The sequence below is a fragment of the Bacillus sp. OTU530 genome (assembly GCF_038440375.1).
In genome coordinates this window covers 65,819-81,100 of the sequence record NZ_JASATP010000020.1, presented here as the reverse complement: position 1 = coordinate 81,100, position 15,282 = coordinate 65,819, and the positions used below count along the sequence as shown (strand labels likewise).

The 15,282-nt window shown below is 41.0% G+C and carries 13 protein-coding genes, 3 tRNA genes and 2 riboswitches; of the genes, 1 reads left to right on the top strand and 15 read right to left on the bottom strand.

Annotated elements, in window-relative coordinates; genetic code table 11:
* Nucleotides 1-226 precede the first annotated feature (226 nt).
* From AAHB12_RS16265 to pduL, 12 genes are all read right to left on the bottom strand, one after another.
* Entirely contained in the window at nt 227-610 is a 384-nt protein-coding gene (locus AAHB12_RS16265; RefSeq protein WP_342046035.1) for a (2Fe-2S) ferredoxin domain-containing protein, read from the bottom strand.
* 121 nt (nt 611-731) lie between these two features.
* Nucleotides 732-918: riboswitch (cobalamin riboswitch) on the bottom strand.
* 180 nt (nt 919-1,098) lie between these two features.
* A riboswitch (cobalamin riboswitch) is annotated at nt 1,099-1,297 on the bottom strand.
* A 112-nt stretch (nt 1,298-1,409) separates the two neighbouring features.
* The gene (locus AAHB12_RS16260; protein ID WP_342046059.1) at nt 1,410-2,030 is read right to left on the bottom strand and encodes an NUDIX hydrolase; all 621 of its coding nucleotides are present in this window, start codon (nt 2,028-2,030) and stop codon (nt 1,410-1,412) included.
* Between the two features lie 147 nt (nt 2,031-2,177).
* The gene (locus AAHB12_RS16255; RefSeq protein WP_129726422.1) at nt 2,178-2,372 is read right to left on the bottom strand and encodes a cold-inducible protein YdjO-related protein; all 195 of its coding nucleotides are present in this window, start codon (nt 2,370-2,372) and stop codon (nt 2,178-2,180) included.
* 110 nt (nt 2,373-2,482) lie between these two features.
* On the bottom strand, nt 2,483-2,686 hold the full coding sequence (cspD, locus tag AAHB12_RS16250; RefSeq protein ID WP_129726423.1) for a cold-shock protein CspD: 204 nt from the start codon (nt 2,684-2,686) through the stop codon (nt 2,483-2,485).
* Between the two features lie 293 nt (nt 2,687-2,979).
* A tRNA-Ala gene (locus AAHB12_RS16245) sits at nt 2,980-3,052 on the bottom strand.
* A 65-nt stretch (nt 3,053-3,117) separates the two neighbouring features.
* Nucleotides 3,118-3,189 (bottom strand) — tRNA-Gly (locus tag AAHB12_RS16240).
* Between the two features lie 8 nt (nt 3,190-3,197).
* Nucleotides 3,198-3,280, bottom strand: a tRNA-Leu gene (locus AAHB12_RS16235).
* Nucleotides 3,281-3,422: 142 nt separating this feature from the next.
* Entirely contained in the window at nt 3,423-4,016 is a 594-nt protein-coding gene (locus AAHB12_RS16230) for a YhcN/YlaJ family sporulation lipoprotein (protein WP_342046058.1), read from the bottom strand.
* A 16-nt stretch (nt 4,017-4,032) separates the two neighbouring features.
* Nucleotides 4,033-5,373, bottom strand: coding sequence for a germination protein YpeB (gene ypeB / locus AAHB12_RS16225; RefSeq protein WP_342046034.1), 1,341 nt, complete (start codon nt 5,371-5,373; stop codon nt 4,033-4,035).
* A 15-nt stretch (nt 5,374-5,388) separates the two neighbouring features.
* Nucleotides 5,389-6,237 (bottom strand): spore cortex-lytic enzyme, encoded by an 849-nt coding sequence (sleB, locus tag AAHB12_RS16220; protein WP_129726425.1) that lies wholly within the window; start codon nt 6,235-6,237, stop codon nt 5,389-5,391.
* Nucleotides 6,238-6,391: 154 nt separating this feature from the next.
* Nucleotides 6,392-6,757, bottom strand: a complete 366-nt coding sequence (locus AAHB12_RS16215; RefSeq protein WP_446715572.1) for a DUF3889 domain-containing protein — start codon at nt 6,755-6,757, stop codon at nt 6,392-6,394.
* 302 nt (nt 6,758-7,059) lie between these two features.
* Nucleotides 7,060-7,629 carry a phosphate propanoyltransferase gene (pduL, locus tag AAHB12_RS16210; RefSeq protein WP_129726427.1) on the bottom strand — a complete coding sequence of 190 codons (570 nt, stop codon included), beginning with the start codon at nt 7,627-7,629 and terminating at the stop codon, nt 7,060-7,062.
* 131 nt (nt 7,630-7,760) lie between these two features.
* Here pduL and AAHB12_RS16205 point away from each other — a divergent pair, with 131 nt between their 5' ends.
* On the top strand, nt 7,761-8,030 hold the full coding sequence (locus AAHB12_RS16205) for a hypothetical protein (RefSeq protein WP_129726428.1): 270 nt from the start codon (nt 7,761-7,763) through the stop codon (nt 8,028-8,030).
* Between the two features lie 92 nt (nt 8,031-8,122).
* On the opposite strand, the gene AAHB12_RS16200 is transcribed toward AAHB12_RS16205, so the two are convergent.
* The 3 genes from AAHB12_RS16200 to gltB form a co-directional block, all read right to left on the bottom strand.
* On the bottom strand, nt 8,123-8,974 hold the full coding sequence (locus AAHB12_RS16200; protein WP_129726429.1) for a patatin-like phospholipase family protein: 852 nt from the start codon (nt 8,972-8,974) through the stop codon (nt 8,123-8,125).
* 148 nt (nt 8,975-9,122) lie between these two features.
* Nucleotides 9,123-10,604, bottom strand: a complete 1,482-nt coding sequence (gene gltD / locus AAHB12_RS16195) for a glutamate synthase small subunit (RefSeq protein ID WP_129726430.1) — start codon at nt 10,602-10,604, stop codon at nt 9,123-9,125.
* A 12-nt stretch (nt 10,605-10,616) separates the two neighbouring features.
* Nucleotides 10,617-15,185: a glutamate synthase large subunit gene (gltB, locus tag AAHB12_RS16190; RefSeq protein ID WP_342046033.1), complete on the bottom strand. Its 4,569-nt coding sequence runs from the start codon at nt 15,183-15,185 to the stop codon at nt 10,617-10,619.
* Nucleotides 15,186-15,282 lie beyond the last annotated feature (97 nt).

Sequence of the window (15,282 nt, the reverse complement as noted above, 5' to 3'; positions counted from 1 at the left end):
TTAAGCGCCTCCCTCCGGCATTTCAGTAACATAAACATCCTCAAACCCTAAGACCATACACCCCTGTGATAGAATCCATTACAGGACAAAGTCTAGCCTTTATAGGTCTCCACAAAAGTCCAAACATGATAAATATGGCGGAAATAAAAGTTCCAATCTCAGTCGCCTGATCCCTATCCATGCCATATCGGATCGCTATCAAAATCGCTAATATAGCAAATTCCATTTAGATCTTCTCCTTTACAGGTTTTGATACTCCAACAATACAGTCTGTTTGCTCTGGTGCCACAAAACCAGCATCGTTATACTCATATATAATCGCATCTTCTATAACCTGTCCTCCAGCCAAATGCTGCCTTACAATTTCCGTCCCCAGCTCTGGCGTAACAGCCTGATACCAAGTCCCTTCTGGATATACAATCAGCACACAAGCATCCTTGCAGCGCCCATTACAGCGTGTTCTCGTTGTATGTACAACCGTATCTAAATCCAAACCGGCAATCTCGTCACGAACTGCATTTGTAACTTCCTCCCCGCCCTTTCTCATACAACTGCTTCCATTACAAATCAGCACATGATGCTTTGTTCCCCGTAAGTTCCAAGTTGTCATCTTAACGCCTCCTCTTATCCTAATAAAATAAAAAAGCACCTCTATCAGATAGGGGTGCAGAATATGCGCATAAGAAAAAATGCTGCGATATTGCACTTCCCCTATAAGCCCGTAGGTTTCGTGAAACAAATCATGCTAGGCAGGTCTCCTGACTTCAGATCTTTGCTTTTTTGCGCCTTCCCAATCAAACTCAGTGACATAATATGCAAAAAAACTCCCCTATACAGTGGCGGGTACCGTGACGGATTTTAACCGTGCTTCCCTTTTAAACACAACACATGCTGTGCACCTAACTCGAGTCATATATAATTTTTCTTTCCATCCCAAAATACAATTTTAGGAAAACAATTCGAACGATAAGAACTAGGAGCTAACAAAATGCAAAAAATCCGCCCAATGGAATTTGAGCGGATGAAGTGGACACAAAAAGGCAAATAGAGACCAGTCCCTTGCATCGTCGCTTCCCATTCTCCATCCCCGAAGAAATTGAAACTTTATAAGATAAGACAGGTCTCCTGACTTGTGTATCACTCTACTTTGAACCTTCCCATATAAGCCCCTCTTTTACAGAAGCATTCTTATATAGTGGTCTGCTCATTTCGTCCACACTTACAGTTGCGGGGACAGCTTCGGACTCTCACCGAATTCCCTTTTAAGCCTTCTGGCATCTTATCCTATTGAGTTATAACAAAATATGTAATTTTCTAACATTTTATGATTTAATAATTCCTATCATAGATTAAATATGTCAAGTTTTCAAGAAATAATTTAAAAAGTTTTCAAAATTACCGACTCGGACTCACTTCTCATCCAATATTTCCAAGAAATGTGCAAGAATTCTAGCCGTTAACCCCCAAATTACACGATCCTCGTAGTAATAAAAATATTCATCCAGACCTCGCACCTGCCAGTTATAATTTTTACCACCGACAATTGAATCAAAAGGAAAACTCTCCTCAGGCTCTATTTTAAAATGAAGCTTATAAATTTCGGGTTGGATATTCCGTAAATCGTCTAAAGGAACTGTAAAAATCTCTTCAACCTCTGAAGGATTAGGCTGCATTTGTTCTATGTTCTCAAGGAACCCTATATACGGATAAATGATGGTCCCAAAAGGAGAAACCATATAATTTAAAGGAAATACATTTGTAATACTTGCCAAGGATATCCCAAGTTCCTCCGATGTTTCCCGTATTGCCGTATATTCCGCATCCCGGTCGGTTTGATCTATTTTCCCGCCAGGAAAACAAATTTCCCCAGGCTGCCTTCGTAATTGGAGAGACCTCACTTCAAATAGAATGTGAATTTCATTTTCTTTTTTGATGAGCGGTAAGAGAACCGCAAACTTTGAAAAATCTTCATTCCCTAAAATATCAGGAACACGGTTTTGCAACTTTTTTGCTACTCTTTCTATTTCCATCATCTCACCCCGTATTCTGTTTAATTGCTCAACATTGGGATTATCGCCATTTTTACCTTCTTGGATAAACTAAAGACTCTGCCAAAATCTTGAGTAAAATAAAAAGCCAAGCTGTAATGAAGAAATAGCTTAGCCTTTTATCAAATATTAGTCAGGTAACGTATATAGCAAGCGCTCTCCACTTTTCATCTTCATTCCGCATAGTGGACAATCGGGATGATCACCAAAGGAAAAATTTTTTCTCATCCATCCTATGCAATCGTCTGATTCACATTCCCACACAGCAACAGGTACTTGCTCCCGTTCCTGTTGAAAAGCCTCTTTCTTTTTACCCCAGTTCATAGTTTGCTGCCTCCTTTAAGAGATGTAGTAGACTATTGCTCGATCCTGCAGGAAGCAGGAACAAAAAAGGCTGCTAACGTTACCTGTTAACAGCCTTTTTTGGATGTCAATTATAGCTTTACAACATTTTTTGCCTGCGGTCCACGATTGCCTTGCTCAATTTCAAAGCTTACTTCTTGACCTTCTTCAAGCGTTTTAAAGCCTTCACCTTGAATAGCAGAGAAATGTACAAATACATCGTTTCCGTCCGGCACTTCAATAAATCCAAAACCCTTCTCGCCATTAAACCATTTTACTTTACCTGTTGCTTGCATTATATTGTTCCTCCTTGACAGATAAATATAATATGCTGTTCTTATTTTTCCCAGAAAAAAATAAAGAATTCACACATTATAAAACATCATAGGTAGTGCATATCCCCCTTCGACGCTTGATAATATGTGAATTGGAATAAAAGTAAATCGTACGTATGTATTTACATTATATACCAAATGATATACATCTGCAAGATAAACTAACGGATCCATCATATAATAAAAACCCTTTCACACGATAGGAAAGGGTTTTTATTATATGATTCATACTGGCTAGGAAGACAAAATAAAAATGGAGCCTAGCGGGATCGAACCGCTGACCTCCTGCGTGCAAAGCAGGCGCTCTCCCAGCTGAGCTAAGGCCCCGTTATCTACAGTACTATTTGAAATTTTAACCGAAAGTAAATATATTTCAAGACTGTATGATAAAAAGCGGAAGACGGGATTCGAACCCGCGACCCCAACCTTGGCAAGGTTGTATTCTACCACTGAACTACTTCCGCGTATTGGATGCGGTCGGCGAGACTCGAACTCGCACGGGCTATGCCCGCCACCCCCTCAAGATGGTGCGTCTACCTATTCCGCCACGACCGCATGATAGTATCTACCAATGCAATTAGCTCCCTAATTGCATCTTTCACTTAAAAACTCTACTCTCGACACTTGTATATTTTATCTAAAATATTATTCAACGTCAATATAATTTGGATAAAACGAGGAGATTTCACTCCTCATTTTACCTCGTGTTCATATGAGAATTAGATTGCTCATTCTGTTCGTTCTTTAATTTTTGCTGTTCATTCTTGTGCATTTGGTCATCATTTTGTCTTGTAGAACGGATATTCTGATTTTCCAATATATCATTTGGAACTTGCGGCATTACACGCCCAACAATCGCTGCCAGCTCCTCCATTACGCCTGCTGGCCTGCCACTTTGAAGCTGTCTTCTCATCTCCTGTAATCTTTCATACAGATCGGGATCTGCTACAACAACTGCTTTTGCTCCGTTTGGATCATGCTGCAGGCTTTCCGCTACCGAATACTTGATTGTTTCTACTCTTGAACGATCTAAGTTTGCATCTACATCAATACCTACCACTGCATATGGACCGATAACAATAGCTGTTGCATCTTTCACACTCGGTATGCTTGCAGCTAAACTGCTCAAATGCTTAGCCACCTTTTCATTTGAGCGGTAATTCTCTTTACGAGCTGCCGTATTTTGTACAGAAACCTGCGTTTTCTCCTTATCATTACTGGCGCGATAATCAGCTTTTACACAGCCTGTCAAAAAGAAAAGCAACATACATAGATAGACAATGCTCCGCATGCTCTTCATCTCCTTCTCACTCATACACTGGCTCCACGTTTTGCAATTTCTTTACCTTTTCCTCAATACCGCTTTGTGCATTAATAAAAATTTGATACGTATCTTTACCATAGACACCTAAAAACTCATAGCATAACACCTCTTTCTTAAGATTGCTCACGATGATTGCCTGCCGTTCCTCCATCACCTTCACATTTTTGCTAATGCGTTTTCTTGCCTCTTCTACAGTTATAGCTGGTTTTGCAATAGTACGTTTCTTATAGGACGATAAATAATCCTTTGCGGAAAAACCGACAATCCCCCCATCATCAAGGGCAACCTTCATTTGAATGGATTCTGGATAAATCCGAACCCCATTGATGTTTGTCACATATGTAAACATTCCAATAGAGTCATACTGTGCACTATCATATAGCTCCATATTTTCAAACTTATGTTCCTTTAAAAACTGAAGACCTTTTGCCCCCGCATCATTGAGGCTGATTTTTTGCCCCTGAATCTGCCTATTGTTCATAACCCAAATTGGATATCCTCCTTTTTTGGTAATATCCATGTATGTTATGCTGTTCGTTTTTGGCTGCTGGATAGAGACGCTATAAAAGCGATTATTTGCCCCTTTCCCGCTTTGCTCGACAGACATTTGTTCCGTTCCCTTAAGCCCAAGAAATTCCTTGGCAATTTTCTTGGCATCCTCTTTGGAAATCTCTCTGCCCTCTAAACGAGAGAATCCTTTCTCGTCCTTTTCCATACTTGTAGCCGTTGGGCTGAAATCTGTTTCAGCGTAAGACGCTACATTTTTTTCCACCGTTTTTAAACCATCGATAATAGTATTATCAAGCGGCTTCTTATCCGCAGCAAGTGCAAGCTCTACATCCATCCATCGTAAATTATTCTTTAATACAAGACGCTGGACACCGCGCAACTCGTTTTGGATGTCTCCCGCCCTTTTATACATCTGCTCAAGTAATGTATACTCTTTTTCATTAAGCGGTTCTTTCTCCAAATCACGAATAGCTGTTTGATAACTAAAATCACCAATTTGCGCTAAAAAATCCTCTGTTTTATTGAATGGCAGCAATGTAAGCGGCAGCTGACCAACATCATTATGAGCATTTGAAGTGAGCCGCCATACTTCTGCAAGAGCGGGAGAAAGTGACGTACGCGTGCTCATAGCAAGAGTAGCACCGATTTTGTCATGTAACAAATCAATTTCATATGTCAAATCATTAAACGCTCGCTGGTAGTTATTCTCGGCACGAATCAGTACAGCATTTTTTTCTTGATGCTCTCGATACCCCCAATAAGCAGTACTAATAGCACCGATTGATAAAATCGTAATAAGTAATGCTCTGAACATTTTATCCCCTCCATCCTATCGGCAAAAGATATGTTTGCCAATCTTTTTAATCTGAGGACGCCCCCAAATCCACTTACTTGTTGCGGTCTCCGGATTAAAATAATATACTGCTCCGTCAGTTGGATCCCATCCATTAATCGCATCCAGTACCGCTTTTTTTGCATTTTCATTCGGTGTTAACCAAATTTGTCCATCAGCCACCGCTGTAAAGGCAAGCGGTTCAAAAATGACGCCATAAACTGTATTCGGGAAGGATGGACTGCTCACCCGGTTCAAAATGACTGCGGCTACCGCGACCTGTCCGATATACGGTTCACCGCGCGACTCCCCATATACTGCGTTTGCAAGCCATTGAATATCATTTTGTGAGAATCCACTCGGCACATTAGAAGCAGTCGTCTTCACTGGCTGATTATTGGCACTTTGAGATTGACTTGCATTACCATTTGCTTGCCCTCCACTGCTTTTTACCTGCTGCTCCAGAGGCTTCCCGCCGTAATGCGTAAATTCATTTCCTTTCTGTATTTGTTCTTTTACAAATTGCTCATTATACTTGGATGCGTTTGTCAGCTTTTGCTTTGTTGTTGCTCCTGCCATCCCATCAACAGGTAACCCAAATTTCGATTGAAAATTGCGAACGGCCCAATACGTATTCCAGCCAAATGCACCGTCAATCCTACCGCTGTAGAATCCGATATATTGCAGACGAGCCTGCAATTCAATCACATCATCCCCAACCGCACCTCTTTGAATCACTTGACTTGAGAAAGCCTTTGCTTCCTTTTCATGAACGCTGCTTACTAAAACAAAAGCAAGGAAAAACGAACATATAAGCTGCGGCTTGAAGAAAGCTTTAGCGAACATATAGAAACCTCCCTAGGAACATCAATGTTTTATAACTATTTTTTTGTAAAGAATGTTGTTTTATGTAAAGAATGAAGAAAAATCCATGAAAAGTATTTTTTATCACTTATTACAGTAAATGAAATTTTTAGAAAAGAAAACAAACAGCTAAGCACTATCTGTCTGTTTCTGTAAAGGTAATATATAGAACTTTTTCTGTTTGAAGCTCAAATTCAATCTCAATCAATACACCATATTCCCTCCCATTCTCTTGTAACCATAATTTAAATCTTTCCACTGCTACATTAGCAGTTTTTGTTTCACGTCCGATATGAAGATAATCAATGATGTTTGCCTTTGGATATCGTTCTTTTGTTTTTTGCATAGCCAGAAGTCCCCATTTTGCATAGGCTGGAATTTGTTGATTTTCATATAGCTCTGCAGCTTTGTCTAGATTAGGTAAGGTAAAAATAACAGTAAAACAGAGTATACAACATCTAACTATTTGTAACACATAGCATCGCTCCCTTTTTATTACCATTAATAAAGAAAACTCACCAATTTACGAAGACAGAAACATAGCTGCACTTACACTTTGTTGATAAAATTTCCTGCTGCGTTGAGTTTACGGTTCATCTGATCATTTCTTCACGGTAGGTATCATTTTCATTTCATAAAAGTTTAACCATTGAAAATGTCCCCTATTGTAATCTATATAAGTATGTATTTGTCAACTACAGTTAATGGTGAAAAACCGCGTTTGCTTTTAACTGGAGATTTATACTTTCCTACAGTGCAAAAAAGGGCCTATTGCTTGTTTGGCAAAAGGCCCCTGCATCCTAACTATAGGAGTAATTCTACTGTATCGCCAGACTTTAAGCCGGCAGCATTCGCTTCATCCGTATCAATATGCATATCTAGAGCATATGTATCCTTTACTCGAATCAATACCTGATTAAAAATAAGTCCCCTTTCTCCTAGGACCTTCACACTTACATATTGCCCATCTCTCACACCAAAGGCTGCTGCGTCATCAGTTGTCATATGAATATGACGCTCTGCTATAATGACACCGTGGTCAACATTCATTTCTCCCCTTGGGCCGATAATTGTAATGCCCGGTGTTCCTTCAATATTACCGGATGAACGGATTGGAGCCTTCACACCAAGAGCAAACGAATCCGTCTTTGAGATTTCAACCTGCGTCAAACTGCGAATCGGACCTAAAATACGGACGTGCTGAATTTCTGATTTTTGTGTACGGATCGTCACAGTTTCCTCTGCCGCGAACTCCCCAGGCTGCGATAGTTCCTTGAAAACCTTTAGTTCATAGCCTTCTCCAAATAACTGTTCTACATGCTCCTTTTTCAAATGAATATGGCGGTTTGATACTCCTATTGGAATGTGTTTCATACATTAGCCTCCTGCTATCTTGTTGTACATAGATAGTTTTCCCATTTTCTAAAAACCATGACAAAGAAACAAGCGATTTCACCGGACAGGCATTATATATAAGTAATATAAAAAAAAGGGAGAAATGAACATTGGACGTATCTATTCCAAGATCGACAGATTTAGTGCTTCTTACTTTTGAAAAAAATCCTTTAGATTCAAGCTCAGGCTTTACGATCACAGATGCACGTGTAATTGGAAGTACACAGCCTTGCTTCGGAGTAATTAAACCGGGAGGCTCACTTCGACAAGCGGTGAACTGTTTGCTGAAATATGGTTTTGAAGTGGAGTGTAAAGGAAGCTCTACTAGTGTAAGTGGATTTATCTTGCTTCAACGCTCTGATTCAACCGACGATTACTAAAAGATATACCCCAATTTTCAAGGAGCCCTTTGGTTCCTTTTTTATACAAAAAAGAACACTCCTGTTAACAGGAGTGTTGCAATGACTAAATATTATCGGTATACCCAACGTTGTATGTCATCTTCATGCCTTTTGGCATCCTGATAGCCTAATTCATACAAATCGACTAGCCTTTTCTCATTTCGCTCAATTCGACTGACAGGTAAGGTGACGCTCGGCTGAATGAGATAGCAGTTCCCTGCCGTCTGCTCAGAATTGAGAAACGATAGCGTTTTATTATATAACTCATACTGTTCGCCTAACAGGGAAGCCACCTGTGGATATTTTCGATACATCATCCGCACAAGAGAAGACAGCTTACTAGCTGGCTTTTGATAACCAGACGGTCTTGTCATAATGACAATATTTCTATGAAATCCATCCTGCTTTGCTTTTTGAAGCGGAATTGGATCTACAATCGCTCCATCAAGCAATTGTCTGCCATCGTATTCAACAGGAGGGGCAATAAAGGGAAGCGAGCTAGAAGCCCGAATAATAGTAAGCATATCAGCTCCATGCTCCTGTTTATTATAATATACTGCTTCCCCAGTCTCACAATCAGTCGTACCTACGATGAACTGTTCACTCTCACTTAAAAATGTCTTAAAGTCAAACGGAATGATTTTATTTGGAATTTCGTCAAATAAAAAATCCATGCCAAACAACTGTCGCTTCAGAAATAAATTGCGTAGCGACAAGTAACGAGGATCTTTTACAAGCCCGGTGTTGACCTTCTTATTCCTGCCTTGTTGTCTAGATAAATAGGAAGCTGCCATACAAGCGCCTGCGGAAACACCAACTACATATGGAAAAAAGAGATTTCGCTCCATAAAATATTCTAATACGCCTGCAGTATATAGTCCTCTCATTCCTCCGCCTTCTAAAACCAATCCTATGTCTTTCATAATAAACCCTCTTTGGCTGTATAATTCTTTTTTAGTGTACCGAAAGAAAGGAACAAAAACTAGTATTTTGAAGGATAAATAACCAAAAAAAAAAAGCTAATCATCTCTATATATAAGACGATTAGCTTTTTTATCTATATTTCTGACATTATGGTAAGTTAGAAGCTCCCATTAAATAACGATCTACTTCACGTGCAGCTTCACGGCCTTCATGAATAGCCCAAACGATTAAGCTTTGGCCTCTTCTTGCGTCTCCAGCAGCAAATACACCATCAACAGATGTCGTATATTTGCCATAAGCTGCTTTTACTTTGTTTCCGTTTTTCTCAACTGCAAATTGGTCAAGCACTTTTTGCTCTGTTCCTTCAAAACCGATTGCAATAAATACTAGCTGTGCTGGCCAAACTTTCTCAGTTCCAGGAATTTCTTTAAATACAACTTTTCCGTTCTCGTCTTTTGTTTTTTCCATTTGGATTGTGTGAAGTTCCTTCACGCGACCTTGCTCATCACCAACGATTTTTTTCGTTTGGATGCAATAGATGCGTGGGTCAGATCCGAACTTTGCTTCTGCTTCTTCATATGCATATTCCACAGTAAATGTTAACGGATATTCTGGCCACGGATTATCATAAGCACGATCCTCTGGAAGCTCTGGGTGCTTACCGAATTGTACTACGCTGCGGCAATTTTGTCTAAGTGCTGTCGCAACACAGTCAGCTCCTGTGTCACCGCCACCGATTACGATAACGTCTTTTCCTTCTGCATCAATGAACTGTCCATCTGCAAAATTGGAATCAAGCAAGCTTTTTGTAGCAAGCGTTAAATAATCCATTGCAAAATGAATTCCCTCAAACTCACGTCCCTCCATTACAAGGTCACGTTGCTTTTGTGCTCCTGTACAAAGGATAACGGAATCAAAATCTGCTTTTAATTGCTCAGCTGTAATATCTTTTCCGATTTCTGTATTTGTCACAAATTGAATGCCTTCTTCTGCAAGCAGTTTCACACGGCGTTCAATAACTTCTTTTTCTAATTTCATGCTTGGAATTCCATACATCAACAAGCCGCCAATTCGATCTGCACGCTCGAATACTGTAACAGAATGACCTGCTTGATTCAATTGGTCAGCAGCCGCAAGACCAGCCGGACCAGAACCAACGATTGCTATCTTTTTCCCTGTGCGGCTTTTTGGAATACGCGGCGTCATCCAGCCTTCTTCAAAGCCCTTATCGATAATAGCACGCTCAATGTTCTTAATTCCTACCGCTGGATCTGCAATTGATACTGTACATGATCCTTCACAAGGTGCAGGACATACACGTCCTGTAAACTCAGGGAAGTTATTTGTTTTCAGCAAACGATCCAACGCTTCTTTCCAGCGGCCGCGATACACAAGATCATTCCACTCTGGAATAAGGTTGTGTACCGGACATCCGGACGTTAATCCACGAATCTCCGTACCCATCTGGCAGAAAGGAGTCCCGCAATCCATACAGCGGGCTCCTTGTACTTTTAATGATTCGTCAGATAATCTGACAGAAAATTCTTTCCAGTCTTGAAGACGGGCAAGAGGATCACGTTCTTGTGCTTCTTCCCGTGCGTATTCTATAAATCCGGTTGCTTTTCCCATGACCGCTCCTCCTTACACCAAAACCGTTTTCTTTGTTTGTTTCGCAGTTTTCGTTTGACCGGTGTTAACTTCAAACGCTGCTTGGACTGCTTCTTCTTCGCTCATTCCTGTAGCCTTTAGTTCTTCGATTGTTTCAATTACACGTTTGTAATCGCTCGGAATGACCTTCACGAAGGAAGTCACCGCTTCGTTCCAATTTGCCAATACATATGCAGCCTTAGAACTTGCTGTATATTCGTAATGATTTACAATTAAATCTTTTAATTCTTTTACGTCTGCTTCGCTTACTACGTCCTCAAGAAGCACCATTTCTTTGTTGCAAGAAGCAATAAATGCTTCTTTGTCTTCTGTTAACACATATGCGATACCGCCAGACATACCCGCCGCGAAGTTTTTACCAACAGAACCAATGACTACAACACGTCCGCCTGTCATATATTCACAGCCATGGTCGCCGACACCTTCAACAACAACATTCACACCGCTGTTACGAACCGCGAAACGTTCCCCTGCTTTTCCGTTAATATAAGCCTCTCCGGATGTAGCACCATAAAATGCTACGTTACCTGCAATAACATTATCTTCCGCAGCAAAGCTTGCCTCTGCATGTGGACGAACGATAATTTTACCGCCAGACAAACCTTTTCCTACATAGTCATTTGCATCGCCTTCTAAATGAAGCGTAATCCCCTTCGGAACGAATGCACCAAAGCTTTGACCTGCAGAGCCTGTAAAGTTCAATGTAATCGTATCTTCTGATAGACCTTCTTCACCGTAGCGCTTCGTTACTTCGCTGCCAAGAATTGTTCCAGCAACACGGTTTGTATTGCCAATGGAGACAGAAATCTCAACAGGTTCCTTCTCGTTCAATGCTTTTTCAGCTAACGGAAGAATTTGAAGCATATCAAGCGATTGCTCTAACTTATGCTGTTGCGGATGCTTGAATGTACGTGATGCGCCTTCTGCAACTTCCGGTTGGTAAAGCATTGGAGATAGGTCTAAATGCTTCGCTTTCCAGTGGGAAGCAGCTCGCTCGCTTACTGTTAACACGTCTGTTCTTCCTACCATTTCATCAAGTGTTCTGAATCCAAGCTCAGCCATTAGCTCACGTACCTCTTCTGCAACAAACATCATGTAGTTCACTACATCATCAGGGTTTCCTGCAAACTTTTTACGAAGCTCTGGATTTTGCGTCGCTACGCCGACTGGACATGTATCCTTATGACATACACGCATCATAATACATCCTAATACAACTAGAGGAGCCGTTGCAAAGCCAAACTCTTCTGCTCCAAGAAGCGCTGCAAGTACTACGTCACGGCCTGTCATTAATTTTCCGTCTGTTTCCACAACTACACGATCACGTAATTCGTTGATCAATAATGTTTGATGTGTTTCTGCTAATCCAAGCTCCCATGGCATACCTGCGTGCTTAACACTTGTACGCGGAGAAGCACCTGTTCCGCCCTCAAAACCGCTGATTACAATAACATCAGCTACACCTTTTGCTACGCCGGCAGCAATTGTTCCAACACCTGCTTTTGATACAAGCTTTACGCTGATACGTGCTGCAGGGTTTGCGTTTTTCGCATCATGAATCAACTGCGCTAAGTCTTCAATTGAATAAATATCATGGTGAGGTGGAGGTGAAATTAAGCCTACACCTGGTGTTGCGCCACGAACATCAGCAATCCAAGGATATACTTTTTGTCCTGGAAGCTGTCCGCCTTCACCCGGTTTCGCACCTTGTGCCATCTTCAACTGAATTTCGTCTGCATTTACTAAATAGTGGCTTGTTACACCAAAACGACCAGAAGCAATTTGCTTGATTGCGCTGCGGCGGAAATCACCATTTGCATCAGGAGTATAACGAGCTGGATTTTCTCCACCCTCTCCACTGTTGCTGCGCGCACCAAGTCTGTTCATCGCAATTGCAAGAGCTTCATGAGACTCTTCACTTAGAGCACCATATGACATTGCTCCTGTTTTAAAGCGGCGTACAATAGATTCAGCCGATTCAACTTCTTCTAACGGAATTGCTTTTTGTCCTTCTTTGAATGTGAACAAGTTGCGTAAGAACGCCATTTGTTCTTCATTAGCTAATTCAGAATATTTCTTGAATAACTCATAATCACCTGTACGACATGCTTTTTGCAGCAAATGAATCGTTCCAGGATTGAAAGCATGGTGCTCCCCATTTTTACGCCATTGGAAATCGCTTCCTGCTTCTAATGTTTGTTCTTCATACACAGACTCTTGGAACGCTTTTTCATGACGCATAAACGTCTCTTTCTCAATTACATCTAGGTCAATACCATCGATTTGAGAAGCTGTTCCTTTGAAGTATTTATTAATTACAGATTTCCCAATACCAATTGCTTCAAAGATTTGCGCACCGCGATAGCTTTGTACAGTAGAAATACCCATTTTGGACATTACTTTTATAACGCCTTCTGTCGCAGCAACAAGGAAGCTCTTCTCTGCTTGTTCTTGGCTACCGGAAAGAACCTCGTCTTGAATTAAATGCTTGATTGTTTCAAATACTAGGTATGGATAAATTGCATCCACTCCATAGCCGATTAGCATCGCAAAATGGTGAACCTCTCTCGCTTCGCCCGTTTCAACAATTAAACTTACCTTTGTACGTGTACCTTTGTCTACTAAATAATGGTGTAATCCACTTACAGCAAGAAGTGATGGAATTGCTGCATTATCTTTGTCTAGACCACGGTCAGATAGTACAAGTAGGCTTGCACCAGATTCAATCGCTTCGTCCGCTGCAGCAAATAGGTTTTGCATCGCCTGTTCTAAATTACCTTGGAATAGAATAGATAGTGTAGCTGATTGGAATTCCGGATATGAGTTATTGCAGATACGTTCGAAATCTCCCTTAGATAAAATCGGGCTTTCTAAACGAATACGTCTCGCTACTTTTTCATCCGGATGCAATAAGTTACCCTCTGCTCCTAAGAACGTTAAAGATGCTGTTACTGCATGCTCACGAATCGCATCGATTGGCGGGTTCGTAACTTGCGCAAAGGATTGCTTGAAGTAATTGAACAATAATTGCGATTGATTGGACAATACAGCAAGCGGTGCATCATTACCCATGGAAATAATCGGATCTTTTCCTTCTTGGACCATAGGCACGATATTTTTCGTTACTTCTTCATACGTATAGCCAAAAGCAACTTGAAGTTTTAATAAGTCTAGGTCAGATGCTTTTTCTTTTTGTACTGCAGGCAATTGTTCAACCGTTACCATCTGTTCTTCTACCCACTGACGGTAAGGCTTTTCTGTTGCCATTTGCATCTTAATTTCTTCGTCAGAAATGATGCGGCCTTCTTCTAAGTCAACCAACAACATCTTGCCTGGGCTTAAACGATCTTTGTATGCTACGTTCTCTGGTTCTACATCGATAACGCCTACCTCAGAGGACAAGATGATATAATCGTCCTTCGTTACGTAGTAACGTGCCGGGCGAAGTCCGTTTCGGTCAAGAAGCGCACCGATTTGTTTTCCGTCTGTAAAGGAAATCGCAGTAGGACCATCCCATGGTTCCATTAAGCAGCTGTGGTACTCATAAAAGCCTTTTTTATCTTCATTCATTTGCTCATCATGAATCCAAGGCTCTGGAACCATCATCATTGCTGCTTGCACAGGCGTTCTGCCAGCTAGCACAAAAAATTCGAAGCTGTTATCCAGCATAGAGGAGTCGCTTCCGTTTGTATCGACTACAGGAACGACTTTGCTCAATTCTTCACCAAACACTTCTGAAACAAACTGTTTTTCTCTTGCCTTCATCCAGTTTACATTTCCACGAACTGTGTTAATTTCACCGTTATGGATTAGATAGCGGTTTGGATGCGCGCGCTCCCAGCTTGGGAATGTGTTTGTACTAAAACGAGAATGCACTAATGAGAATGCTGACTCAAAACGCTCATCCTGTAGGTCTAAATAGAAAGCACGAAGCTGTTCTGGTGTTAAAAGCCCTTTATAAACAATTGTACGACTTGAAAAGCTTGGGATATAAAGGCCAATTTCTTCATTGCTCGCAATGTTTTCAAGTTGTTTACGAATGATATAAAGCTTCCGCTCAAATGCTGCATCTACTACCCCATCACTTGCGCCAATGATTACTTGTTGGATGTATGGTTGGCTTTCTCTTCCTGCTTTACCGATTGCATTAGGGTTGACAGGAACCGTTCTCCATCCAAGCAAAGTTTGGCCTTCTGCCGTAATGATTTCTTGTAGTGTGTTTTGATAAAATTGACGCGCTGTTTCGTCCTGCGGGAAGAAAATCATCCCTACGCCGTAGCGTCCTTTTTCAGGGAAAGTAATATCAGCACATACTGCTTTTAAGTATTCATGAGGAATTTGCAGCATGATACCGGCACCGTCTCCAGTTTCCGGGTCGCTGCCTTGTCCGCCACGATGCTCCATTTGACAAAGCATGTGTAGTCCTTTTTCAACAATTTCATGTGTTGCTTTACCTTTTATATGAGCATACATACCGATTCCGCAAGCATCATGCTCGAAATCCGGATGATATAGTCCTTGTGGTTGGAAGTTTCTCTCCATTCCGATGTCCCCCTTCTCTACCGCTCTATTCTCTATTTATCGCACTGAATATCTACATTGTAATTTCCCTTATCGATATAAACAATATATAATTAAG

Excerpts from the sequence above, each read along its gene's own strand:
- AAHB12_RS16265 (WP_342046035.1), bottom strand. The coding sequence starts at position 610 with ATGACAACTTGGAACTTACGGGGAACAAAGCATCATGTGCTGATTTGT.
- ypeB (WP_342046034.1), bottom strand. The coding sequence starts at position 5,373 with ATGTTCAGAGCATTACTTATTACGATTTTATCAATCGGTGCTATTAGT.
- AAHB12_RS16230 (WP_342046058.1), bottom strand. The coding sequence starts at position 4,016 with ATGCGGAGCATTGTCTATCTATGTATGTTGCTTTTCTTTTTGACAGGC.
- AAHB12_RS16200 (WP_129726429.1), bottom strand. The coding sequence starts at position 8,974 with ATGAAAGACATAGGATTGGTTTTAGAAGGCGGAGGAATGAGAGGACTA.
- cspD (WP_129726423.1), bottom strand. The coding sequence starts at position 2,686 with ATGCAAGCAACAGGTAAAGTAAAATGGTTTAATGGCGAGAAGGGTTTT.
- AAHB12_RS16260 (WP_342046059.1), bottom strand. The coding sequence starts at position 2,030 with ATGGAAATAGAAAGAGTAGCAAAAAAGTTGCAAAACCGTGTTCCTGAT.
- AAHB12_RS16215 (WP_446715572.1), bottom strand. The coding sequence starts at position 6,757 with ATGGTAATAAAAAGGGAGCGATGCTATGTGTTACAAATAGTTAGATGT.
- gltB (WP_342046033.1), bottom strand. The coding sequence starts at position 15,185 with ATGGAGAGAAACTTCCAACCACAAGGACTATATCATCCGGATTTCGAG.
- gltD (WP_129726430.1), bottom strand. The coding sequence starts at position 10,604 with ATGGGAAAAGCAACCGGATTTATAGAATACGCACGGGAAGAAGCACAA.
- sleB (WP_129726425.1), bottom strand. The coding sequence starts at position 6,237 with ATGTTCGCTAAAGCTTTCTTCAAGCCGCAGCTTATATGTTCGTTTTTC.
- pduL (WP_129726427.1), bottom strand. The coding sequence starts at position 7,629 with ATGAAACACATTCCAATAGGAGTATCAAACCGCCATATTCATTTGAAA.
- AAHB12_RS16255 (WP_129726422.1), bottom strand. The coding sequence starts at position 2,372 with ATGAACTGGGGTAAAAAGAAAGAGGCTTTTCAACAGGAACGGGAGCAA.